The following is a 23,467-nucleotide window of genomic DNA, read 5'->3' as shown; positions in this document are numbered from 1 at the left end:
TGATAGAATAAGGGTAACATTTGCAACAGATAGGTCTTATTGACAATTTGAGACCTATCTTTTTCTATCACAGATCGTTACACTCTTGACGTATCAATCGTTTCAAGCCATATCGTCGCCCCCCCAGCCATATCCCACAAGGAACACCACACGCCAGCACGTTCAGGAAGTTTTGATGAGTGAATATTGAAAATCTTACCCACACCATATTCACTTGCTACTTTAATAATTTCTGAACTGATGATTAGATTGTTCCTTACAGACAAACTAATGTAAGGTTCATGTTCTTTATAAATAGCAATAATTTTCTCCTGTTCTTCTCTGTTTTTCGTACTTTTGATGCGATACAATTTGCATTCGTAGTGTCTCGCCATTTGATTGAATGTCATCAAATGGCATTTTTTATTGCCTAGATTTTTTTCAATGTCAGGGAAAACTATGTTACGGATATAATCTTTAGTCAAAAAATTAAACTTAGACAATTTTTCGACTTGGCTTTCTGCTTTTCTCGATACTTTTTGTGACAAAAATATATGAACTTTAAAGTTTATATTGCTCAAAAAAGGAAGCAAAAAATTTAGAGTTATATTAGCGATAATATCTTCGTTACAAAAAATAATCATATTTTTATGCTGATTATTTTTGTCCCTTTTTTGCCTAAAATTGTCTTCACAATTATTCATATCTTCTTGTCATTACTTACTTGTCTATTAAGATCCTCTATTCTGAGTTTACTCTCTAAGTCTTCTGGATAGTTATCGGGACTAAAGTAAGCAAGTTTAGAGAGAATGTCGCTTTGTGTTTTCCAGGCCAATTCATCTTGTAAATATGCCTCAAAACTTTGGCTTGTAACCACCTTTTCTAGTTCTTTGTGTCCAGTAAAATAAATTCCCTGGTCGATGGGATTGGCAGTATTATTATCGAAAGTCCAACGCAGAACTTTTCTAATCTTCGTTTCGGAGTTAGTAAATCCTTCTCTACCATGAAAAGCAACTAAATTTGCCAGCACTAAACTTTCCCTAAGTTCTTCTAACAAAACGCTTGTGTAATTCTCTGGATCTTTATTAAAATTCCAGATCCAGTTCATTGCTATCTGAGTCAAAGCGCTTTTACATTTATATTCAACATCACCATCGGCGCGATAACCCGTTGTAATGCATCTTTTTTCCTTATGGTAATTAATAATTGGTTTACTAAGATGACCATCCGTTCCTTCCCTAAAAAAGGTAACAGCATCTGCTTCTTTTAAAACAGCTAGATAAGGCAAAGGAATAGCATTTAAAAGATGCTGTCCACTCGCCACACGAGTTTCCCCTCCTGATTGAGCATTTTCTAGGACTGTAAACACCACCCAATCAGGAACGACTTTTAAGAATGTGCTGTCTTGATGGACTTCCTGATGACCGTTGTATTTATTACCCTTAACACGATCAGCTGGATTTGCCATCATCAAAACATCATTTTCTTTAAAATCAACGCCATAGTCAGCTAACACTTTTCTGGCTAAAGCATTCTCATTGGATTCTATTTTGCCAGCATTACTATAGGGTTGTCGCACTTGTTCCCCGAGCAATAAATGCAACTGATTTCGCCATTCTTGAAAACGTCGATTATCTAATAACGCATCATTTTCGTGAGTACGGAGAACAAAAAAACCATATAGATTTGTCAATAGCTGCACGTCCCTGCGAATCCCATCATCTGAAAGCTTTCCCCCAGCAGGAATCTGAATAGTGAAATCTTTTTTTGTTAATTTCCTGAGTTGATATAAAAAATCGTAATTGTTCTTTACAAAATTCCTTTTTTTGATGTAATTATCTAGATACATTGTCATTCATAACATTAAGATGATTTATATGTCAATATATGTCAAGTTTTCTCTTGCTCTTGATAGGCTTTAACTACAGCCTTAATAGTATCATGATTTTCCTTTCTTTCAATTATTTCTCTTGTAACTTTAACAGATTGGTGTAACCTATAAGCATAAGATTTTCTTAACTTTATAAAGTTTTGTTGAATTAAGTAACAAAAACACCTTAGCCCACCGCTACCGGGAGGGAGCATGTCATTTTTGCTGGGGGGGCGACATGAATGGCTATAAAGCTGACAGAACAAGCGCGGGTTGACTGACAAAACTAATCAACCACTTACTGGTAGGTTTGTATTCTGAATTCCAGTCGATAGTCGTTTATCCTGAAGGGGTGACATGGAAGCTAGAATGTAACCATAATAAGCGACCTAGCTCTTATACCTCGTAAATAATACTCCAGTTTATTGGGATTTAAGCTCATTAACTCCTTCACCAAATCCCAAAACGACTCCATAAAACTCACCCAAGTTTGACCATATAAGCTGACAGGGCGCTTGTCGCCCCGTCAGGAAAACGGCTGTAAGATTTACTTAATCAAAAGTCTCTCAAACCAGCACTAATAAAGACTCAAAATTCTTCAATTTCTTAGCTTCATTATTATTAGCATATCCATAGACGCGAGGAAGTTGCTTAGTGCTTAAAAGTACTTTTCTGACCTCAGAGTTGGATACATTACTTAGGTTTCTGCCAGAAAGAAGAGCAGTAATGGCAGCTATCCCCAATGCCTGACCAACACCAGCATTGAATTCCACAATTCTACCAGCGGATGAAGCAAACCCTTGAAAACCAGAACCAGGACTAACAACGGCTAAATTAGGAACTGTCTTAATTTGGGCATGCTGGATGCCAATGTTGAAAATTGGCTTACTAAAACTTACACTTTTTATCCCGTTCTCAGAGGCTCTGTTACCAAGACCTTCGATACCACCGCGCACATCAAAATGATAGCCAAAGGTTCCCAAAGCAGACCAATTCGGTGTGCCACCTAAGAGCATTTGGGAGCCATAGAGAGGGTCTACTACACCAGTAATATTGCCTGCATGGCGGATATAAAGTTCAGATGCTGGCTTAACGGCTTTCGCTCCGATACCCTTTAGCCAAGTTTCCACGAAATTCATCTCTTCGAGAATCTTAGCAGAGGGTTTAGCACCTGCTTTAGCAAATTCCTCTGCTTCACTGCCATTGACCTTACACAGGAGGGCATTCCAGGAAAGCCTACCCCCTGGAAGAATTGCCACATTGCCTTCATCTGTTCGCCTTCCTGGAGACTCCCGCTATAATCGCGAGATTTAGCGGTGAGAGGAAAGGTCAGAAGTTCCCTTAGAATAGTGGTTTGTTCGCGAACAAACCACTATTCTAAGGTTTCGTCTCCGGAAGGACAGAGTTTGAATTTTGTCTTGAAAGTTCACATTTAATATCTTACAATGTGAATATGACTGAAAAAGCTTACCGTTACCGTTTTTACCCAACCTCTGAACAGGAGAACCTGTTGAGAAGAACTTTAGGCTGTGTAAGGCTGGTTTACAACAAAGCCTTAGACGCTAGAACCAAAGGATGGTACGAAAACCAAAAACGGATTAGTTACAAAGAAACTTCCTCAATGTTGACAGGATGGAAAAAACAGGATGACTTATTTTTCTTAAATGAAGTTAGCTGTGTACCACTTCAACAGGGATTGAGACATCTTCAAACCGCTTTTACTAATTTCTTTGCAGGTCGAACAAAATATCCGAACTTCAAGAAAAAACGTAACGGTGGTAGTGCAGAATTGACAAAATCGGCATTTAAATGGAAAGACAATCAAATTTATCTGGCTAAATGCAAAGAACCTTTACCTATTCGTTGGAGTCGTCAATTACCTAAAAACTGCAATCCAAGTACCGTTACGGTCAGCTTAGATCCATGCGAACGGTGGCATATCTCAATTAGATTCAATGACTATAGAGACTTGAGCTTGCCTCCAAAGGATAAACAAATTGGTTTTGACTTGGGGATTACCAGTTTAATCACGACCAGTAACGGCGACAAAATTCCTAATCCCAAGCATTTTAAAAAACTAAAGAAAAAATTAGCTAAATACCAAAAAGCTTTGTCACGAAAACAAAAAGGTTCTAACAATCGTTACAAGGCAAGATTAAAGGTAGCTAAGATACACGCAAAAATCAAGGATGCTAGAAGAGATTTTACTCACAAGCTAACCACTCAACTGGTCAAAGAAAACCAATTGATTGTGTTCGAGGATTTAGCGGTGAAAAATATGGTGAAAAATTACAAACTAGCTCAGGTAATCAGTGATGCTAACTGGGGTGAAATAATCCGTCAGGTCAAATATAAATCAGAATGGTACAACCGTAAAGCTATTTCCATTGACAGATGGTTTCCCAGTACTAAGTTGTGTTCTGTATGCCTTAATCGTGTGGAATCTTTGCCTCTGAGTATCCGGGAATGGGATTGCCCATCTTGTAACGCTCACCATGATCGCGATATTAATGCATCAATTAATATCTTGGCGGCAGGGCTTGCCGTGTCAGTCTGTGGAGCGACTGTAAGACCTGAAGAGAGTAAGTCTCGGAAGGCTAGTGCTAAGAAGCAGAAACCTAAGTCGTGAGTCTTAGGAATCCCTCGTTATAATCTTTGATTTAACGAGGGAGGATGTCAACACCAAATCCAATCACATCGTAAGAACGTTCTTGATTACTGGCCATCTTTCCCTCACCCCAATTCCTGAACAACTTGATGAACTGATAATTCTAGTGTTCTATAGCTGTCGGATATTGACAGTACCCTTCGGGGTACTATTGATTTTCACTATTTATTCAAATTAACTTCTTGGTGGTGGGAATCGAGAAGAGTGATTTTTCGGAATTTTCCTACATTCTCGATCAGGGCTACTAGGGGGAGAGTGGGAGGGTGCATCTCATATTTGTAAAAAAGAAGGGGAAGTGTGGGAAGTGTGGGGAGTGTAGGAATTTTCGCGGGAATTTTTGCCTAATTGCAAAAGCAAGGGATGCGCCGACCTGAGGGGGTTTCCCCCACTCGCGCTTTGCCTCAAGACAGTGAGATGCACCACGGTAATCTTAGCCTGCTCAGTACTTATTTGCTACAACGAGATAGCTACCATAGATTGACATCAACGGAAAATGCCAACCTAAATACTGGGATACCCTACCTGATCCATATAATTTAACTCCTGAGAATCCATGCATTTGCAATCTCAATCGCAGAACTTCTGGAAAATGCTGAGTTAAATGGCTGACACCGTAAACTGACATTCCAATGATTTTATTTTTTATGTAATTAGGATTGGGAGTGGTAAGCAACAGCCTTCCGCCAATCTTCAACACTCTTTGGAATTCACATAATGTTTTATCTACATCGGCAGGATACAGGTGTTCAAGAAACTCACCAGCAGTAATCACATCAAAAAATCGATCTTCCATAGGTATGTCTGTTGAAAGACCATAGACTTTTTGTGAATAGCACTCAGGCAAAACATCTAATCTTTCTTGTACACAATCAAGACCAAATAATGTCAGGTTCGGGTTCAACTCCTTAAAACGTAATCCACCTCTACCCGTATTGCAACCTACATCAAGAATCTTTACAGCTCCTTTCTGAAAAAAACTGAAGAATTGTTCGTACCTTTTCAAAGTAAAAGGGTCGTGTTCTGAACGATTTTGTTGAACATTCTGAACTTCGTACTTCTTATGCAGATTGACCATGTTTGCTTCTCCAATTCAACATAGACATGACTAAACTCCAAAGCGTTACTGAATTACGGGATGAATCAGGGATAGACAGGTATTTGCCTCGGTGGCACCGGCACCTCCGGCTAACTTCAGGTAATGCACTAACAGTCCTATCGAATGCTTCAGCATTTCTACTGACTTCGAGTAACACAAAGTCTTGGGATGTAGCCGAGCCAGATCGTGCCTCAATCGAGTGAAATCACCCGAACCTCGGGTCATATACAACTTGTTGACGATATCTGGTCTCCATCCGGGATGTAGTTGGGATACACCTTGAAACCATCTGTAACATACAACAAACACTGCCACAAACGCTTCGTACGCCCACACCAGTTCAAAGGTCATTGTACTACGGTCTCCGATTCCCTAAGCTAGAATACCAGGTTCCAACTGGTTGACGGCTGTCGGGACCAGAACCTGGTTTTTTTAGACCCTACTATGGGCTTGCAACTCCGAAAAGTTCCCCCAGTTCTGGAGTATAGTTTGGGTCATATAGCGCTACGCGCAAGTCAGAAGTTAGAAGTCAGAAGTCAAAAGTAAGCTATGAATAAGTTTCGGAGTTTAGGAGCGATGCAGAGGTGCGACCCGTGGCGAATTTAATTCGCCAACGGAAAGCGCACCTAAGCGGTCTTGGGGGTTTCCCCCACTCGCTATTGCATCAAGACAATGTCAAACATCTGAATGCGTAGTGCTATAAGCATCCGGAAGCAGCCCACCCACCTGCACGGGCCGAGGTGATGATGGTTGTATGATGAAACCCATTGACCATTTTTGAATTTGGGTAAGCATTCAGCCGTTCGCGTAGCTTGCGCCTATGTGCAATGCGCAATGCGCAAACGGGAGAATTTAATAGTTCGATATTAATCAGAATTGAAAGTCTGGGGAAAAGCCCTTGGCCTAGCGGATTGGCTGATAGCTGAATGCTTACACTTCAACTTAACAACCTTGGCCAAAGGCCACGCGCTTCGCAGCAAAGCGGGACGAAGTCCATCGCGTTCAACTTAACAACCTTGGCCAAAGGCCACGTGATCGCGTTCAACTTTCAACCGTTCAACCTTCAACCGTTCAACCGTTCAACCGTTCAACCTTCAACCGTTCAACCTTCAACCGTTCAACCTTCAACCGTTCAACCTTCAACCGTTCAACCTTCAACCGTTCAACCTTCAACCGTTCAACTTTCAACCGTTCAACCTTCAACCGTTCAACCGTTCAACCTTCAACCGTTCAACCTTCAACCGTTCAACCTTCAACCGTTCAACCTTCAACCGTTCAACCGTTCAACCTTCAACCTTCAACCGTTCAACCTTCAACCTTCAACCTTCAACCTTGGCCTAAAGGCCACGCTACGCGAACAATCTTCAACCCTTGAAATTAGCCCCCAATTCCCAGCCTTCCTGCCAAAGCGGGATTAATGGGAATCAGAGTTGCGACCATTAAAAACAACGCCAATAACCCCCACAATGCTCGAGTATCATCGAGTTCGGTAATTTCATTGAGGCTAGGACGCTCCAAACCCCGCTGCAAGAACAAAATCAAGATTCCCCAGTACAAAATTATGGGATTGGCTGGATTGATTAAGGCCAAAATCCCCAAAATCACTAAGGTGGCAATGGTAGTAAGTCGAGCAGTTTTGCGTCCGTAGATAGCTTGGACAATTCGCCCACCATCTAGTTGTCCTGCGGGCATTAGGTTCAAGGCTGTTATGGTTAAACCTAGCCAACCGACAATGGTGAGAGGGTGAACATCCACTAAAGACTCTTGGATAGCACTACCAAGCACTAACTTTGCCAGCCCTCCGACTAAAATTGACCCTTGGAAGAATTCCACTGGCACCTGAAAAGCACTGCCTTGATGAGAAAGGACTAATCCTGAAATCAGCATCACTAGAGACACTACACCACCTACGGCTGGTCCGGCTATGGAAATATCAAATAATACTTTTCGATTGGGTAATAGGGATTCGAAGCGAACCATAGCACCAAATGAGCCGATTTGCAAGCTGGGAAGGAAAAAGGGTAGGCTGAGGCGAACGTCGTGAGCTTTGGCTTGCCACCAGTGACCGAGTTCATGGGTAATGAGAACTATCCAAATTCCGATGGTAATCGGTAAGGCTTCCCGAAACCGTTCAGGTTCACTGAATAAATCAAAGTCAAGCAGTAACCCAGATACTTCTAAAGTGGTGAAAAATGTCGCAATTACCAGGACAAGGGCTAATATTTTTTGCGGAACTGTAGTGGTTCGTGGGTCATTGGTACTGGGCAAGATAATGACAACTGGTTTCCCTTCTGGATTATCGACTAAAAATAGCCGATAGCGATCGCTTAATTTTTCCTCTAGATTAGCTGACAAACGAGAATGTACCAATTCGGCATCGTTTCCCCGCAGATTGCCTGTAAAAATTGCCCCTTCCTGATATTTTATAGTTTCCGTAGCAAAGAACGTATCAATCCCAAAAATCCCTTTAATAACTTGTAGGTCTTCATCAGGAATTGTAGCTACTCCGATCCTGGTGGTATTCGGACCCTCGGATACGGCAGTTAAATTTTTGTAAGCTGCAGTATCTTGCTCCTCAGACTTTTGGGCATCCTTGCTTTGTTGTTGCTCCTCGAACAGTTTGGTGGCACGCTCCCGCCAAACTTCATCTTGACCTGCTGCACGTAAGAGCCTGCCCAAGTAGATGTATAGGCCGGTGGAAGCGACTAGCAGAAATAGGATCCCAACGATATTCAGGTAAATTCCCATGCTGACTAAGCCAAAGAATAATAGCCAGGGCAGTGTCAAGACTACTGACTGCAACCAGGCTAAAATTCCTAGCTTGCCGTAAGAACGAGCGCGGTTATAGCCCCAACCTAGAACACCGAGGGCTACGAGTATGATCACCAAAGTGACAGTAGTCTCTGATCCGTTAAACATTATCAATTCAATTTTGATGGAGTACTAGTTTGTTTCCAACTTTGGAGAGCGGCCCTGAGATCACTTTGGTTTTGCTCTAGGAAGCTGGCTCCCTCTAGCTGGTCTAATCCTGTCCAGTACATTAGTAGCGCTAGTTTTACCTGCCTGCCACTGCGCTCTAGTAAGTGAGCGCAGTCTTCTCGGCTGAGGTTGGTCAGGTCTTTGAGGATGCGCAGGGCTCGGTCATGAAGTTTCTTGTTGGTCACTGCCACATCTACCATGCGATTGCCGTAGACTTTGCCAAGCTTTACCATCGCTCCTGTAGAAAGGATGTTCAAGGCCATTTTAGTGACAGTACCGGCTTTGAGGCGAGTAGAGCCAGCTAGGACTTCCGGACCAACTAGCAGCCGAATATCAATATCAGCATCAATACTGACCTGTTCAGGGGGGACACAAGCGATCGCAATCGTGGTTGCGCCCCGCCCTCGTGCCTCTTGGAGTGCGCCGTGGACAAAGGGTGTGGTCCCACCTGCGGTAATGCCTACCACCACATCTAGGTCATGTACCCGGCGATGGGCGATCGCTTTTGCACCATCTTCCTGTCGGTCTTCCAAATCTTCAGAACTCCGCACCAACGCCCCTGCTCCTCCAGCAATGATCCCTTGGACTAGGTCTGGGGGTGTACAAAAGGTGGGGGGACATTCGGCAGCATCGAGGACTCCCAAGCGTCCACTGGTACCAGCTCCCACGTAGAAGAGGCATCCTCCTTGACGCAATGCCTTTGCAGTGCAGTCAATGGCTTGAGCTAGCTCGCTACGAGCTGCTGCGATCGCATCTAGGGTTTTGGTATCCTCTTGATTAAATAGATCGACTAACTCTAGGGATGTCAGCTGGTCAAGGTTCTGACTATTGGGATTAATCTGTTCGGTCAGTAGATGTCCCCGTTGTTCTAAATTTTGCATTATATTATTTAGTCATTGGTTGAAGGTTGAAGGTTGAAGGTTATTTGGTTGAAGGTTATTTGGTTTAAGGGTTTAAGGTTGTTCGCTTAGCGTGGCCTTTTGGGCAAGGTTGTTCGCCTTTGGCGTTCCCTTAGGGTAGTTTGTTTGCCTAGGGTGGCCTTTTGGCCAAGGTTATTTGCCTTTGGCGTTCGGTGAAGGATAGGTTGTTTAGTTGTTTGGTTGTTCGCCTTTGGCGTTCGGTGAAGGATAGGTTGTTTGGTTGTTTGGTTGACGGCTGAAGGTGGACGGTTCAAATGTATTCCTCAAATTTTTATCAGCTTACAATAAATTTTCCAACTGACGGCGAATGCGGTCTAGATCTGATATTTCTGATTCTTCGGTTTTCTTGAGGTCAGGTTCTTCGGTTTTCTTGAGGTCAGGTTGCCAATCCGTCTTTTCTAGATTTGTTTCCGGTGGCATGGCCAACATTCCTTCACTAACCAACTCCGACTCATAACCAGCCGATTGGCAAAACTCCTCAATCTCTTCTAGATCGATAGCTTCCACGGTGGGTGTTGGGAAATCCTGAGCTTCGAGCAATAAAGCAAAGCGGGTAGCATCGTCTTCTTTTTCAAACATCAATACCGTTTGCTTATCGCCAATTTGGATAGTGTGAATTCCCTCGTTTTCTGTCCGGGCATTAAATAAAAGGACGTATACTTGCTTAGGTGCCATCATAAATCTTATATAACCTTAAGTAATCGTTATTTTTTAATTGTTTTTATAGGATATCTGATACCATTTTGCTTTAATGCCAGGGAGAGATAGCAGGAGGGCCAAGACAGGCAAGAGGGGCAATAAAAAATGGTCTATTTGTAGCATTCTTTGAGCTACTTGATTAATAATTCCACTACAATGCCACTGCTAAACCATCTTAGCAGCAACTGAGCTATCACCACGCTCCCCATTTAGCACGCTCCCCACTTAGGACTGACCCACTCTCCGACTCAGTCTCAGGACTCAACAGGCTCCGCACTCAACACCACCATATCGTGCCATCAAGGTATTGGTTGAATCTTCTTGATTGCGCAGCCAAGCCCACATTTGGTCTCCGAGGCAAAAATGCCACCACTCTCTAGGATGACACCGGAACCCAGCCGAGTACATTAAATTTTTTAACAGCTGTCGATTGTAGTGATAAGGCAAGTCTTGCTGATTGGCGTAATAATCGGGATGGGAGCGTGGTGAGACTTCATCAATCTCAGAGCCCATATCAATGGTTTCACCGGTGGCATCCACCAGGGTAATATCTAAGGCAGCACCTGTACTGTGAGGGGGTGGAGTCATGGGGTTAGAGCTGGGTACTGCCCAAAATTGATAGACTTGTTCCCAAATCGCTTGCTGTTGTTGTTCCGATAGGATGCTTGGGTTGAGTTGTTGTGCCTGAGCTACTTGGGCAAAAGTATGGTCAACCATGAATTGTTGGACTTCCACCGGTCGATAGCCATCAAAAATCTGGATGCGCCAACCTGGATGCTGCTGTTGGAGTTGGCTTTGAGCCACAAAGAGTGCTTCTATCACACTCTCGCGCAGATAATAAGGGGAAGCCTTACCATAAGGTGCCCCCAGTTTTTGGTAGGGGTGAGGGTTACGAGCGGCAAATTGTGCTAAGGGAATGGGGATGAGGGGTTCTCCACACTCTACAATTGGGATTTGCTGATAAGGTTTCATAGTTGCAGTTCTCAATTGCTTGAGGTAATTACTAGCAGTTGGTTGCGAGGGAGTCGGGAGTAGGGAGTAGGGAGTAGGGAGTAGGGAGTAGGGAGTAGGGAGTAGGGAGTAGGGAAGTCGGAAGTGGTAAAAATTCTGTTTACCTCATTACTCTCATTACTATGAGAACCGCTATAGTTTTTCTTTTGGGCATTTTTGGAGTTATCAAAAAGCGTTGATCAGCGCGAAGCATATCTTTTGGCAAAATTAGAAAATATTTAAAGTCTTTTAACGGTCACATTTTTAACACCTAAAAAACTCAACCTAAAACCAACTTTTGCCTTTTGCCTTTTGCCTCTTGCCTTTTGCCTCTTGCATGATTTAACTACTTTTTTACCATACTCAAACCACAAGAGCCACTAATTATTCCCTGTTCCCTGTTCCCTGTTCCCTGTTCCCTGTTTCCTGTTCCCTGTTCCGAAGTTCAACACTTCTAGATTTATCCCTATTACCATTAGGATAAACGTCAGGCACGGGATCATAACCCCCTGGATAGAGAGGATGACACCGTAGAATACGCCGAATTCCTAGCCAACCACCCCGACAGACACCAAACCGCTCAATCGCTTGGATAGCATACTGGGAACAGGTTGGGCGAAAGCGACAGACTGGAGGAAATAGGGGCGAAATAAAAGCTCGATAGCCTCGAATTAGCCAAATCAGTAAAAGTTTCATGTAATGGTCACCCCATCTAATACAGTAATAAATAGGTCTTAAAGTATGCTGCCATCAGATCCTTGTTTAATTCTGTAACCTGGATAGAATCAATCCCAACCCTATGGCTGCAAATTGCACTGATTGCTGTCGGTCTCGGTGCGATTGTGCTGCTGGCGGAAACACTACATCAGCGCACCGCCAGGGATTCAGAAATTACCCGTAAAATTGTTCACATTGGCACCGGTAACGTTATTTTAGTGGCTTGGTGGCTACAAATACCTGCCTGGGTAGGTATCTTGGCATCAGTTATCGCTGGTGCGATCGCTCTTTTGTCCTATTACATTCCTATTTTGCCTGGTATTAACAGCGTTGGGCGCAAAAGCCTAGGCACTTTCTTCTATGCTGTCAGTATTGGTGTCGTGATTGCCTGGTTTTGGCCCTTACAACAATTCCAGTATGCCGCTATTGGTATTTTAGTGATGGCATGGGGGGATGGATTGGCAGGACTGATTGGTCAGAAATTTGGCCAACATCCCTATCAGGCTTGGGGGATGCAAAAAAGCTGGGAAGGGTCTGGAACCATGGCTGTCACTAGCTATGTCGTCAGTAGCCTGATCCTTTTCGCTGTTCAAGGTAATGTCTGGGAAACCTGGTTGATGTCAATTGCGATCGCATTTTTTGCCACACTATTAGAAGCCTTCTCCAAGTTCGGGATTGATAATCTCACAGTTCCTATCGGTAGTGCAGCACTAGGGTTCTTTTTAAGTCAAATCCTCAGCTTGGGTTGAAGGGTTCTTGAAATAGCTCAAGTTATGAGCTTGTGCTTGAAAGTAGATATTAAACTAAGAATCAATCAAACGTTGATAGTAAGGGAGAGTTGAGTCAATGTTACAGTTTTACAATAATCCTATGTCCAACAATGCCCGACGGGTATGGATTGCTTTATTAGAAAAACAGATTGACTTTGAGCCTGTTGAAATAAAATTAGATGGAGATCAATTTACGCCAGAATTTATTGAAATCAATCCCTTTCATCACATCCCAGTCCTAATCGATGATGGATTTAAAGTGATAGAATCCTTAGCCATCTTAGATTATTTAGAAGCTAAATATCCAACTCCTGCTCTGATGCCTACTGACCCCCAAGCTATTGCTACAGTGAGGATGATACAACTGGTCAATGTCAATGAGCTTGCTCCTGCTATCGTAACCTTTATGCGCCATAACTTGGAGATTGAAGTAGAAGCAAAAAAATTAGAACAAGCTCAAAAACAAGTTGCCACAGTGATGAAATTTTATAGCGAAAAATTGGGCGATAAAAACTACTTTGTAGAAGGGCAATTTACGTTAGCCGATATTGTCGCCGGTTTGTCAGTATATTTTCTCAGCAAGATCGGCGTTTCTTTAGCAGACTATCCCTCAGTGCAAAATTGGCAAACAGCTTTACAGGAACGGGAAAGTTGGCAGCAAGTTCAACCAACACCAGAAGAGTTTGAAATGTTTAAAGCAAAAGTGAAAGCAATTTTGTCGTAAGCATTCAGCGGTCAGTGGTCAGCCGTCAGCCGTTAGCCGTCAGCCATCAGTGGTCAGCGGTCAGTGGTCAGCTTATTTTATTCAAAGGTGCGCTTTCCGCATCTAATTATTAAATTCGCCACGGGTCGCACCTAAAAGCACCGATTGCGCTACTTGAGGTGCTGCGCGAACAGTAGCCTGGCCATTTCCGTAGCGTGGCCAATGGCTGATAGCTGATAGCTGATCGCTGATCGCTGATAGCTGATCGCTGATAGCTGATAGCTGAATGCTTACATTTTGTCAAGGTAAACCACTAGAAAATTGGCAACCGCTGAGTTAATGGGAGTAGGGAGTAGGGAGTTATGAGGTAAGCATTCAGCCGTCAGCTATCAGCTATCAGCTAATGCGCTACGGCCAAGCTACTGCATCACAGTGTTCGCTTCCAGCTTAAATCATCCCACCAATAGGCAACCCCACAACACCCTTAAGGGCGCACGGCGTGCGCCCCTAAGGGTGTTTTGTATTCCAGCAAGAACCGCTATAACCCAGGGTTCATATTATAGCTAAAATCGAATTTACCAAGATGCCTCTTTCTGCTCAAAGGGGTCACCGCTAAAGGGTTGAACACCAATAGCAGGATAAATGTCATCATTAGGACCAAAAATCCTAGCTACTGCTTCAGAAAGATATTGAATACTGCTTTCCAATAGTTTGTAAAAAGCCATAAAATTGCTCTCCTGAATTAGTTGAGTTAGAGTTGAAAACAGCAGTGGCTATAATTAGCGCGAACCTTTCCCTTTTCTGGTGGTTCGTGAGTACTGCCATGCTGTCATCAAATTGCTGTTCTCAAATTATTGAGTCTTAACTGTGAGTACAGACTGAAAGACGTTTCTGTCTGGTGTACTTTATCTTATCGAGGATTATCGATTCAGTGCCAGGATTAGTAATATTTGTTTGGTAATATTTGCAATACTTTTCTCAAGCTTGACTAATCACTAAGATTTGTTTGGTAATTTTGAGAGGATTGTTAAAAAATCTGTACCTATTTAAAGTTCCTTTACCTTATGTTAAACATTACTCCTTAAACAGTACTATTATGAACCCTAAAGACCAGGAATTAATACCTACAGCTGAGGACTATAGCTTATTAACTGACCTGTATCAGCTGACCATGACAGCCTGTTATAGCGGTGAAGGCTTAGCCCAAAAACCAGCTTCCTTTGAACTATTTGCGCGACGTTTACCTAATGGCTTTGGTTACTTGATTGCTATGGGACTCGCTCAGGTACTGGACTACCTGGAACAGTTTCGCTTTAGTCCCCAGGCACTGGACGCATTAAAAGAGACAGGCATTTTTCAGGGAGCACCGGAACAGTTTTGGTCACTCTTAGCAGAAGCAAGCTTCACCGGTGATGTCTGGGCAGTGCCCGAGGGAACAGCAATATTTGCTAATGAACCGTTTTTGCGGGTGGATGCTCCTCTGTGGCAAGCACAGATAGTAGAAACTTACCTACTCAATACAATTAACTATCAGACCTTGATTGCCACTAAGGCAGCACGGCTAAGAGATGTGGCGGGGGCCGAGGCTACCTTACTAGAGTTTGGCACTCGACGGGCCTTTAGTCCTCAGGCATCCCTGTGGGCAGCACGAGCAGCTATAGCAGCTGGATTGGATGGCACATCTAATGTATTAGCAGCCCTGAAATTAGGATGTCAGCCTCAAGGAACCATGGCTCATGCTTTGGTGATGGCGATCACAGCAGTATCTGGAAGTGAGCAGGATGCCTTTACGGCCTTTTATCGCTATTTTCCCAATGCTCCCTTATTAATAGATACCTACGATACTGTAGCAGCCGCTAAGAGTCTGGCTCAACGAATCGCAGCTGGGGAAATCCAAGTGACTGGAGTACGTTTGGATTCTGGGGATTTAGTCACCTTGTCCCAAAAAGTGCGATCGCATTTACCCAATGTCTCAATTTTTGCCAGTGGGGATTTAGACGAGTATGAAATAGCCAGACTCAAACAGGCTGGTGCTTGTATCGACGGTTATGGACTCGGAACTCGGCTAGTCACTGGAAACCCAGTCAATGGAGTCTACAAATTAGTAGAAATTGATGGCATTCCCACCATGAAACAGTCCAGTAGCAAAATCACCTATCCAGGGCGCAAGCAAATCTATCGCCAATTTCACCAAGATACAGTTATCAAAGACCGGCTAGGATTGATGAGTGAATCCTGCCAAGATCATGAGCAACCTCTGCTGGAACAAGTCATCAAACAAGGTCAACGACTCAAGCTGCCAGAATCCTTAGACGTGATACAAAAACGCACAGCTGCTTCTGTTGCCAGTCTTGCCACCTCAACGCGACAACTTCATCAGCCCACCCCACTACCTGTAGAAATTTCTGATGCCCTACAACAGCTCACCATAGCTACCTCCAAAAGGTAAAAGGCAAATGTTAAATTTCAAATCACAATTAACAATTAACAAATTGCTACAAATACCGCCAGCACAGAAGAGACGTGTAAACTACCAAAATTACTGGAAACGCCACTCTTCCAAACTCCATTAATTTGCTAATCTTGATTTTACCAGACTGAAACCCCTCACTATTCCCAATCACCACCATCAACAACTGTAAGCCATTGAGTACGTAAACGATAAAAAAGGCATAGTCGAGAGCCACTACATAGCCAACCCCCTCCGGTAGTCCTTCTATCAAGCTCAAATGGTAAAATACAATCGCTAGTAGCAAGCCACTTACTGCTTCTACGGACATGTGATCGAAAGGGAGAAACATGAACAGGTATCCCACCACCACAAAAAACAGTAGAGGCAATAGATTCTTGATACTGAAACTGACTAAATCCCGCTTGATTTTAATAACCACATTGAATCGGGAATATTCGATATCTGAATCTGTGTCGATAAATCGTCGATTGCCCAAAGTGGAATCGTTAATCACCGTATCCTGGAAAAAGGTAGCATTCTCAACACTCCAATCGGTAATCTTCTCAAACACTTTAGCTCTCTCCCAATTTTTGAGAACTTCTTCTGTAGTGGTATCTCGCATTCCCACGAAGTCCACTACATAAATTAGCTTGTCCCGAGTTAGGTTAATATGTCGAAATCTCGCTGATAGAGTCTGATGGTCAAACGGGTAATCATGAAAATCAAACTTTTCATGAAAATCGCCTTTAACCCGGTATACTTTATAATTTATATCATCGTTTAAATCTGTATCTATCGGTTCCTTTAAGGTCAATTTTTCTCCTGAATCTAGCCGCTCAATGCCATAATTTGTGAACTCGATTTGGTCTGCAGTAATATCGCCTTGGTACCTAAACCAAATGTAAAAATCCACCAAATAGGAGGACGTTTTTTCATCTATGTGACTAATCTCATTGATATCCATCCCGGTGTAAACGATATGGGTTTTTACCATATAGTTATTACCAACCTTTACAATTTCACCACTGTCGAGCTGTTCTTGCAGATTAGCAACAGCCCGTAAGTCCGGTATTATTTGCAGCTGGCTAAACGCTGAAATAAAATTTCTTCTATCAAAAATACCCACAAAAACTGGTGCTACTGCATTGCCGTAATAGTCAAAATAAATATTTCTGGTTGCCCCCTTGAACGCCGTTTCCTGGCTATTAATAGTTGCTAAGCTCTCTTTGAGCATCAAACGGTTTTTGGGTAAATCGTCCCAGGTAAGATCAGAGCGCTTAATTGCCTCAACAATGGCTTTTGCCGCATCATAATAGCAAGTCGCCACCCATCCCGGCGCTTGTTTGTACTTCTTTTCAAATTCGTTTCTGAACTGTTGACCCCCATCATCAGAAATGTCAAAAATAATCGGAGCAATGGCATAAATTCCATTGGTAAAGAAGCCTGGTTCATCCATCTCCTCTGGGGAGTCTTCAAACCGTTGCCCCAGGGATATTTCGGCTAAGGAGTCACCGCCAAAAATGGGGAAATTCATCCCAGAACTCCTCATTTTTGCAATTAATCCAGCCACTTGATTGCGATTCGCTGTCATCACAATCACTCCTGGGTCTTTCCCGCTATTGTTTAAAGCCAATAAATCTTGATAAATCGTTTCTATGGCTTGGTCTATATCATCCCCTAATACCCACTTACTTACTACTTCTCCCCCTAACTCCCGAAACGTCTCTTCAACAGTCTTCCCTAAGGTCAAGCCATAAGTGCTGGGGCTGTAAACTAGGCTAATCTTGGAAGATCCCAGAATCTTTTGGATATAATTGGCGATAAAAGTACCCTGAGCACTGTTAGAAAAAATGGTGCGAAAATACCAAGTGTTCGATTGGGTGACCGCATCAGCAGTAGCTGAGCCGGTCACCGCAGGAATCTTATGGTCTTGATAAACTTTGCCAGCAGCCGTAGATACCCCACTACTGTAATGACCAATCACTGCGATCGCATTTGATTGAGCAATCTTCTGAGCAACCTGGCGTGCCACATCCGGATTGCCTTGGTCATCATAAACCTCTAGCTTCAACTTTTTGCCCTTAACACCGCCAGCCTTGTTAACTTGGTTAATGTAAAGTTCAGCACCGTCTACCATTGCTCTGCCTGAGCGTTGTGCTGATTCACTAGCATTGCTTAACGGAGCTGCGATCGCAATGGTTATCCTATCTTTATATCCCTCGAAGCTATCAATTGCTACAACTGTACCGAAGGCAAGCAGTACGATAGATACTAATACGATGGCTTTTTTTAGCATATATCACCTGATCAGTTGAATGGTCACAGATTACAGGTTACAGGTTACAGGTTACAGGTTGAAAGTTACAGGTTACAGCTTGAACGCGATCGCGTGGCCGAAAGGCCAAGGTTACAGGTTGAAGGTTACAGGTTGAAAGTTACAGGTTGAAAGTTACAGGTTGAAAGTTACAGGTTACAGGTTTAACGTTACAAGTTACAGGTTTAACGTTATAATGTGCATATTTAACTTTAAAGTTTATATTTGACAGGTTTAACGTTACAGGTGGCCAGTTATACATCCGGCTTTCAGTTCTTAAGCCTCTAATCTTCAACCATCAAACCTTCAAACTATCAAACCATCGACCTTGGCCTTTCGGCCACGCGATCGCGTTCAACCATCAAGCTTGGCCTTTCGGCCACGCGATCGGGTTCAACCTTCAACCTTCAAGCTTCAACCTTGGCCTTTCGGCCACGCGATCGCGTTCAACCATCAAGCTTGGCCTTTCGGCCACGCGATCGCGTTCAAGCTGACCTGACTTCGTGACTGGGCAATCATGCCCTTGCTGCTTTGGGAAGATTAAGCGCTTCTAAAAACCACGAATTAGAACTGTCAATAACATCATTTAAAACAGGATAAAAGCTGGTTAACAATGACCAATGACCAATGATTAATAGACTGAAGTCTAGCCAATTGAACGTTTTTCCAATCAACCCTGCCTAAAAAAAACAAAACATACCTTAGGACTTTTAGGCTAAAATAGTTGGCAATTTTATCAATACTTTTTTAATTTAATTATCTTTCTTCACTCTCTTATATCTATTACTTATTTTTAAAATAGCGGTTATCCTATTCATCAGGTAGACAGGATTTTTTCCCGATTCCCGATTCCCGATTCCCGATTCCCGATTCCCGATTCCCGATTCCCGATTCCCGATTCCCGATTCCCGATTCCCGATTCCCGATTCCCGATTCCCGATTCCCGATTCCCGATTCCCGATTCCCTGTAATAGCACCATAGCAATTGCTTTAGGTAATACCCTCAGGGTGATGACCGTGACTTCCGTGCTATAAGTTGGATAAACTAATAGCTCGTAACCATTCAGCGCTCAGCCCCTCAGCAGTCAGCTTTGGAAGGGTTAAGTTCTATTGCTCTGATCTGAATGTGAGCTTTTCCAGGCTTAGATACCTGTCTAATTGTCTCATTAAATAAAAAAATACACTAAAAAATACACCATTAAAACTTTTACGCAAAGATTATGAAGCATAATTAAAAACAGGGATAAATAATGAAGAAAATGTGAAGAAAATGTTAAATTAAGCTGAAGTGATGATCTGATCTTAAGTTGTGATCAAATGGCGCAGATCGACCTAGGCGTTTCCTGTCCATGGAATACTGTCAAGAAAAACGTTTTGAAACTTTCATGAACTTATGGCTATGAGGCGGTGGATGAACCTTCCTGTAGTGGTATCAATTTAATTGTAGTTAAGAATATAATTTATATTTAATGAGTAAAGTATTGTATTATACTGAAAGGTTGAGCTGATTTGTTAAGTGAACAACATAATTATTATCTTGGCTGAAGTCAGCCTGGTCATCGTAGTTTTCTGTCTAGTCAACTGGCTGGTGAGTAGACTATTCAAGCAACTGATCAGGGTTGCTTGGTTCCAAAAGGTGAACAGCAATGCTAGAAACCTCCGCCGGAACCTCCAGGCGCTGATCGTTATCTGTTGTATAGCGCTATGCCTTGTAATTGTTGGTGGCAACAGTTGGCTGATCTATCGGGGGAAAGACCTCAAGGAATACACACTCGGGTTAGTCAGTAATATTCCCAAAGGATTCTGGATAACCCTTGGCACTGGGTTAGGCAAATGCATCTGCCTTCTGATGCTAGTTGCCTTCGCCATAAAACCCTTGCAGCGTTTGCTCAACTATGGCTGTGTTCGGGCAAAGAAACTAGAACAAATCACTGCTAGTGATGAAAGCATTGAGGATTTCTTTAGTTACTTAACCAAAATCCTCACCAGTGGACTCTGGCTGCTTTCCCTAATCTGGTGTAGCCAGTTTCTGAAAGTGCCAGAATCCACAGCTAAGTATCTGTACGTTCTTCTGAACATCTATCTGATTATTGGAATCGGGTTGCTCATTCTGAGATCCATTGTGGTCATTATCGATAGCATAGACACCCTGACTGTTCAATACTCTAGCCCTGAGAATATCCTGCGATTCTATAGCAATCTCAGGCATCTGATTCCTTTCTTTAAGCGGTGCCTAGAATATATAATCTATGTTAGCATTGCCACCCTGGTGGTTGAGCAGATAGAGATAATTGCTAACTTAGCCACCTATGGATCGAAAGCTGTCAAAATTATCGGTATCATCTTCCTGAGTCGCGGCTTGATCGTGATCGCCAATTTGTTCCTCCAAGAAGCACTGCTGAGGTACCCGAAGCTGACTGATGTGCAGCGAAAGAAGCGGTTAACGATTATTCCCGTACTAGAGAGTTTACTGAAGTACTTGATTTACTTTGGTTCGGGTATATTGATCCTCGATACCATAGAAATTGACGCCACCCCAATCCTAGCGGGTGCTGGCATTGTGGGGCTAGCAGTGGGTCTTGGGGCGCAGAATCTAATTAACGATATGGTTAGTGGATTCTTTATCCTCTTTGAAAACTACTACCTGGTAGGTGACTATATCCAGACAGGGGAAGCGGAGGGGATTGTGGAGGCGATTGAACTGAGAACCACCCGTATTCGACACGTCAATGGTCAAATGTATATTATTCGGAACGGGGATATTGGCTCAATTACCAACTACTCCAAGGATTATATCTATGCTGTAGTGGAAGTTGGCATAGAATATGATGCTGACCTCGATCAGGTGTACAGGGTGATTGAAAAGGTGGGACACCAGTTAAAAGAAAAGTATTCGGAGGTACTTGAACCGACCAAGGTGGATGGAATCGAGGACTTTGGGGATTTTGATCTGTCCATACGAACCATTACCAAAGTTAAACCAGGAAAGCACCACCAGATCAAGCTAGTGCTTCGTAAAATGATTAAGGATTTCTTTGACCAGGAGGGAATTGAATTAAACGCTCAGGATCCGGTGTTTATTTTGAAACAATAGGCTTGAAACAAGCTTAGCCTAGGCAATGGAGGTGAGATCGCACCAGTTGATTGGCCTTGGCCTTTGGGCCACGCTACGCGAATGGCCACGCTACAGTATCGGGCGGTTGAAACTCCCACACTTTGAGGGGCGTTGCACTTTTAGAGAGATTATTGGTGGTGGGATGAAAGAGATAGAACAGTGGGAAGAAAGGTAAGTAAGCTGTAAAACATCTACATCAAGCATATTATATTGATCGCATCTACATATTGGTCGCATCTACATTTAATTGATTTATAAATTGAATCGGCAAGGGGAGAAGATTGTATAGTTTTTCCCGCTTATTCAAAAATAGACAAATTAAATAGGCGACAGCTTAGTAAGGTGGGTTAATAACGCACCTTACTCAAGGGAGTTCCTGGATAAGTCCTGATCAGTTGGAGTTCTCAGTAAATCCTATTTGATTTGTCGGATTTCTCAGGCTATATCCATTGTACCAACTGTCATGCCCCCTAGTTTAAGGACTTTTGTCAATCAACTAGGGGGCTCTCACCATTGGTCTCAGGGCTGAAGCAAATAAGCTATATATAGCGTGTAGCAGTTGAAGCGTTCGCTTAATTGCGGGACGCGCATCCATCCCATTCTGTTTCCTTTGAGTGTACCCTAAGCCGTGGCGCGTTTAAATTTTAGAATTCTGAAGCTAAAACCCAAGCCTAGGCTTAGATCGCTTTTCACGCACTAGATACTGAAGAGCAAACCTAATCTCAAACCCCTTTGAGCTTTTAACTAACTTTTAACTAACTATGGTCAATATAGCCCTGTTTGGTACCAGTGCAGATCCCCCAACTTGTGCTCATCAATCCATTCTCCAGTGGCTATCCCATCACTATGACCAAGTGGTGGTTTGGGCGTCAGATAATCCATTCAAGTCTCATCAGACTACCCTAGAACAACGTTCCCACATGCTCAAGTTACTGATTGAGGAGATTGACCCGTATCAAAATCCGATCCGTGTCAGCCCCGACTTGAGTAGCTCTAGAACCTTGGAAACCATAGCACTAGCTAAACAGCGCTGGGGATTACAGGCAAACATGACTCTGGTGATTGGTGCTGATTTAGTCCGTCAGATGCCCCGTTGGTATCAAATTGAACAATTGTTAAAACAAGTACAGTTGCTGGTGATACCTCGTTCAGGATATGGAGTAGATCAGGCTAGTTTAGAAAAGTTGAAGCATCTAGGAGCACAATTAGCGATCGCTGATATTACGGTACCATCAGTTTCCTCTACAGCGTATCGTGAGAATGGTGATACAAAAGCACTGACTCCTCTGGTTAAGGACTATATCCATCAAGAGCAGTTGTACCAATGACCCAAAGCAGCACCAAACAGGTCAAACTACCAGCTCTAGCCAACGTCCAGGTCGGGGTTGATCCTGTGATTTTTTCCCTCAATACCCAACAAAGCCGCCTTTTGGTACTCCAAGAGGAAGCCTTCCTCGGTAAATCGAGTTTACCAGGAACCTTGGTGTCGGACGGAGAATCATTAGACAATGCTGGGGATTGGCCTTGGCCTTTCGGCCACGCTACGCGAATGGCCACGCTACGCGATTGGCCTTGGCCTTTCGGCCACGCTACGCGAATGGCCACGCTATGCGATCGGATTTGGGCAGAGAAAATTGGAGTTAACAACCTGAACCTAGAGCAACTGTACACTTTCGGAGAACTAGGTCGTTATCAACCAAAATTGGTTAGAGTCGAGGTTACCTATAACCACCACTATGCCATGGGTTACCTATCCGTCAGTTACTTTGCCCTAGTGGGACTAGAAGAAGCTAAATTCAACACAGATCATGTCAGTGGTATTACCTGGTATTCCATCGAGCATGTGCCGCAGCTCGCCTTTGAGCATAATCCAATTTTGGACTATGGTTATCGGCATTTGCGCAACAAATTGGCAGACAATCCTGTCGCCTTTGACCTGTTCCGAGATGTATTTACCCTCAATAATATCTATACTATTTATCAACTGTACACCACAGTTTTTTTTGAAAACGTCTCGGATTATTACAATTTTAGCCCTCGTCTTTTAAAGCTATTATTCCTGGCGGATACTAGTTTAAGAGTATCTCATGGAGCAGGTCGTCCCTGAAATTTGTACCGCTTTGATGCGGAGGCATATGGTCGTTTAAAGGATAAACCGTTGGTATTTATGTAGCAATGAAAAAACATCTGTAATT

Annotated in this window: 24 protein-coding genes and 1 pseudogene; 10 read left to right on the top strand and 15 right to left on the bottom strand. The window is 43.1% G+C overall.

The window, feature by feature from the left end:
• Positions 1-77: 77 nt before the first annotated feature.
• The 3 genes from F6K64_RS31650 to F6K64_RS31640 all read right to left on the bottom strand — a co-directional run bounded on the left by F6K64_RS31650 (position 78) and on the right by F6K64_RS31640 (position 3,108).
• Complete coding sequence (locus F6K64_RS31650) at positions 78-683, bottom strand: formyl transferase (RefSeq protein WP_008179328.1); 606 nt, start codon at positions 681-683, stop codon at positions 78-80.
• Positions 680-1,828, bottom strand: a complete 1,149-nt coding sequence (locus F6K64_RS31645) for a TauD/TfdA family dioxygenase (protein WP_287247431.1) — start codon at positions 1,826-1,828, stop codon at positions 680-682. Before F6K64_RS31645 ends, F6K64_RS31650 begins: the two co-directional genes overlap by 4 nt.
• Before the next feature lie 587 nt (positions 1,829-2,415).
• Positions 2,416-3,108, bottom strand: a complete 693-nt coding sequence (locus tag F6K64_RS31640) for an FAD-dependent oxidoreductase (protein WP_287262895.1) — start codon at positions 3,106-3,108, stop codon at positions 2,416-2,418.
• Positions 3,109-3,302: 194 nt separating this feature from the next.
• On the opposite strand from F6K64_RS31640, the gene F6K64_RS31635 reads away from it, so the two are divergent.
• Positions 3,303-4,478: an RNA-guided endonuclease InsQ/TnpB family protein gene (locus tag F6K64_RS31635; protein ID WP_008179337.1), complete on the top strand. Its 1,176-nt coding sequence runs from the start codon at positions 3,303-3,305 to the stop codon at positions 4,476-4,478.
• A gap of 478 nt (positions 4,479-4,956) precedes the next feature.
• Here the strand turns inward: F6K64_RS31635 and F6K64_RS31630 are convergent, their stop codons facing one another.
• A complete protein-coding gene (locus tag F6K64_RS31630) occupies positions 4,957-5,592 on the bottom strand; it encodes a class I SAM-dependent methyltransferase (protein ID WP_008179339.1) in 636 nt (211 codons plus the stop codon).
• 45 nt (positions 5,593-5,637) lie between these two features.
• The gene (locus F6K64_RS31625; protein WP_008179341.1) at positions 5,638-5,964 is read right to left on the bottom strand and encodes an IS1 family transposase; all 327 of its coding nucleotides are present in this window, start codon (positions 5,962-5,964) and stop codon (positions 5,638-5,640) included.
• A 575-nt stretch (positions 5,965-6,539) separates the two neighbouring features.
• Between F6K64_RS31625 and F6K64_RS31620 the strand changes: the two genes are divergently transcribed.
• On the top strand, positions 6,540-7,031 hold the full coding sequence (locus F6K64_RS31620) for a hypothetical protein (RefSeq protein WP_287262898.1): 492 nt from the start codon (positions 6,540-6,542) through the stop codon (positions 7,029-7,031).
• Here F6K64_RS31620 and F6K64_RS31615 read toward each other — a convergent pair.
• The 6 genes from F6K64_RS31615 to yidD form a co-directional block, all read right to left on the bottom strand.
• On the bottom strand, positions 6,991-8,532 hold the full coding sequence (locus F6K64_RS31615; RefSeq protein ID WP_008179343.1) for a site-2 protease family protein: 1,542 nt from the start codon (positions 8,530-8,532) through the stop codon (positions 6,991-6,993). The two genes, F6K64_RS31620 and F6K64_RS31615, sit on opposite strands and share 41 nt — an antisense overlap.
• Before the next feature lie 2 nt (positions 8,533-8,534).
• Positions 8,535-9,473 carry an N-acetylmuramic acid 6-phosphate etherase gene (murQ, locus tag F6K64_RS31610; protein ID WP_008179345.1) on the bottom strand — a complete coding sequence of 313 codons (939 nt, stop codon included), beginning with the start codon at positions 9,471-9,473 and terminating at the stop codon, positions 8,535-8,537.
• An 86-nt stretch (positions 9,474-9,559) separates the two neighbouring features.
• Positions 9,560-9,766 carry a hypothetical protein gene (locus tag F6K64_RS31605; RefSeq protein ID WP_131826930.1) on the bottom strand — a complete coding sequence of 69 codons (207 nt, stop codon included), beginning with the start codon at positions 9,764-9,766 and terminating at the stop codon, positions 9,560-9,562.
• 25 nt (positions 9,767-9,791) lie between these two features.
• The gene (locus tag F6K64_RS31600; protein ID WP_044492183.1) at positions 9,792-10,190 is read right to left on the bottom strand and encodes a DUF3110 domain-containing protein; all 399 of its coding nucleotides are present in this window, start codon (positions 10,188-10,190) and stop codon (positions 9,792-9,794) included.
• 282 nt (positions 10,191-10,472) lie between these two features.
• Positions 10,473-11,183 carry a M15 family metallopeptidase gene (locus F6K64_RS31595; RefSeq protein WP_008179350.1) on the bottom strand — a complete coding sequence of 237 codons (711 nt, stop codon included), beginning with the start codon at positions 11,181-11,183 and terminating at the stop codon, positions 10,473-10,475.
• 402 nt (positions 11,184-11,585) lie between these two features.
• Entirely contained in the window at positions 11,586-11,897 is a 312-nt protein-coding gene (gene yidD / locus F6K64_RS31590; RefSeq protein ID WP_008179352.1) for a membrane protein insertion efficiency factor YidD, read from the bottom strand.
• A gap of 62 nt (positions 11,898-11,959) precedes the next feature.
• Between yidD and F6K64_RS31585 the strand changes: the two genes are divergently transcribed.
• Both F6K64_RS31585 and F6K64_RS31580 read left to right on the top strand, forming a co-directional pair.
• Entirely contained in the window at positions 11,960-12,667 is a 708-nt protein-coding gene (locus F6K64_RS31585) for a diacylglycerol/polyprenol kinase family protein (protein WP_008179354.1), read from the top strand.
• A gap of 97 nt (positions 12,668-12,764) precedes the next feature.
• Complete coding sequence (locus tag F6K64_RS31580; RefSeq protein WP_008179356.1) at positions 12,765-13,412, top strand: glutathione S-transferase family protein; 648 nt, start codon at positions 12,765-12,767, stop codon at positions 13,410-13,412.
• A gap of 109 nt (positions 13,413-13,521) precedes the next feature.
• Here the strand turns inward: F6K64_RS31580 and F6K64_RS31575 are convergent, their stop codons facing one another.
• Together F6K64_RS31575 and F6K64_RS31570 are read right to left on the bottom strand one after the other, a co-directional pair.
• Positions 13,522-13,695: a hypothetical protein gene (locus F6K64_RS31575; RefSeq protein WP_287267446.1), complete on the bottom strand. Its 174-nt coding sequence runs from the start codon at positions 13,693-13,695 to the stop codon at positions 13,522-13,524.
• A gap of 271 nt (positions 13,696-13,966) precedes the next feature.
• Complete coding sequence (locus F6K64_RS31570; RefSeq protein ID WP_008179358.1) at positions 13,967-14,116, bottom strand: hypothetical protein; 150 nt, start codon at positions 14,114-14,116, stop codon at positions 13,967-13,969.
• A 371-nt stretch (positions 14,117-14,487) separates the two neighbouring features.
• Here F6K64_RS31570 and F6K64_RS31565 point away from each other — a divergent pair, with 371 nt between their 5' ends.
• Positions 14,488-15,840 carry a nicotinate phosphoribosyltransferase gene (locus F6K64_RS31565; protein ID WP_008179360.1) on the top strand — a complete coding sequence of 451 codons (1,353 nt, stop codon included), beginning with the start codon at positions 14,488-14,490 and terminating at the stop codon, positions 15,838-15,840.
• Between the two features lie 46 nt (positions 15,841-15,886).
• On the opposite strand, the gene F6K64_RS31560 is transcribed toward F6K64_RS31565, so the two are convergent.
• Complete coding sequence (locus F6K64_RS31560; protein WP_008179362.1) at positions 15,887-18,139, bottom strand: ABC transporter substrate-binding protein; 2,253 nt, start codon at positions 18,137-18,139, stop codon at positions 15,887-15,889.
• A gap of 346 nt (positions 18,140-18,485) precedes the next feature.
• Between F6K64_RS31560 and F6K64_RS31555 the strand changes: the two genes are divergently transcribed.
• Entirely contained in the window at positions 18,486-18,656 is a 171-nt protein-coding gene (locus F6K64_RS31555) for a hypothetical protein (protein ID WP_154659666.1), read from the top strand.
• 318 nt (positions 18,657-18,974) lie between these two features.
• On the opposite strand, the gene F6K64_RS31550 is transcribed toward F6K64_RS31555, so the two are convergent.
• Positions 18,975-19,142, bottom strand: coding sequence for a hypothetical protein (locus F6K64_RS31550; protein WP_287267445.1), 168 nt, complete (start codon positions 19,140-19,142; stop codon positions 18,975-18,977).
• Between the two features lie 531 nt (positions 19,143-19,673).
• Here F6K64_RS31550 and F6K64_RS31545 point away from each other — a divergent pair.
• The 4 genes and pseudogenes from F6K64_RS31545 to F6K64_RS31530 all read left to right on the top strand — a co-directional run bounded on the left by F6K64_RS31545 (position 19,674) and on the right by F6K64_RS31530 (position 23,445).
• Positions 19,674-21,251, top strand: a complete 1,578-nt coding sequence (locus F6K64_RS31545; RefSeq protein ID WP_008179367.1) for a mechanosensitive ion channel family protein — start codon at positions 19,674-19,676, stop codon at positions 21,249-21,251.
• A gap of 31 nt (positions 21,252-21,282) precedes the next feature.
• A complete protein-coding gene (locus F6K64_RS31540) occupies positions 21,283-21,447 on the top strand; it encodes a hypothetical protein (protein ID WP_154659667.1) in 165 nt (54 codons plus the stop codon).
• A gap of 586 nt (positions 21,448-22,033) precedes the next feature.
• On the top strand, positions 22,034-22,600 hold the full coding sequence (locus F6K64_RS31535; RefSeq protein WP_008179371.1) for a nicotinate-nucleotide adenylyltransferase: 567 nt from the start codon (positions 22,034-22,036) through the stop codon (positions 22,598-22,600).
• Positions 22,597-23,445 (top strand): annotated as a pseudogene (locus tag F6K64_RS31530) (NUDIX hydrolase). Before F6K64_RS31535 ends, F6K64_RS31530 begins: the two are co-directional and overlap by 4 nt.
• The last annotated feature ends 22 nt before the right edge of the window (positions 23,446-23,467 follow it).

This window comes from Moorena sp. SIO3A2 (assembly GCF_010672265.1).
In the GTDB taxonomy this organism is placed as follows: Bacteria; Cyanobacteriota; Cyanobacteriia; order Cyanobacteriales; family Coleofasciculaceae; genus Moorena; species Moorena producens.
Note: the sequence above shows the minus strand (reverse complement) of the source record. Positions and strands in the feature narration are given on the sequence as shown.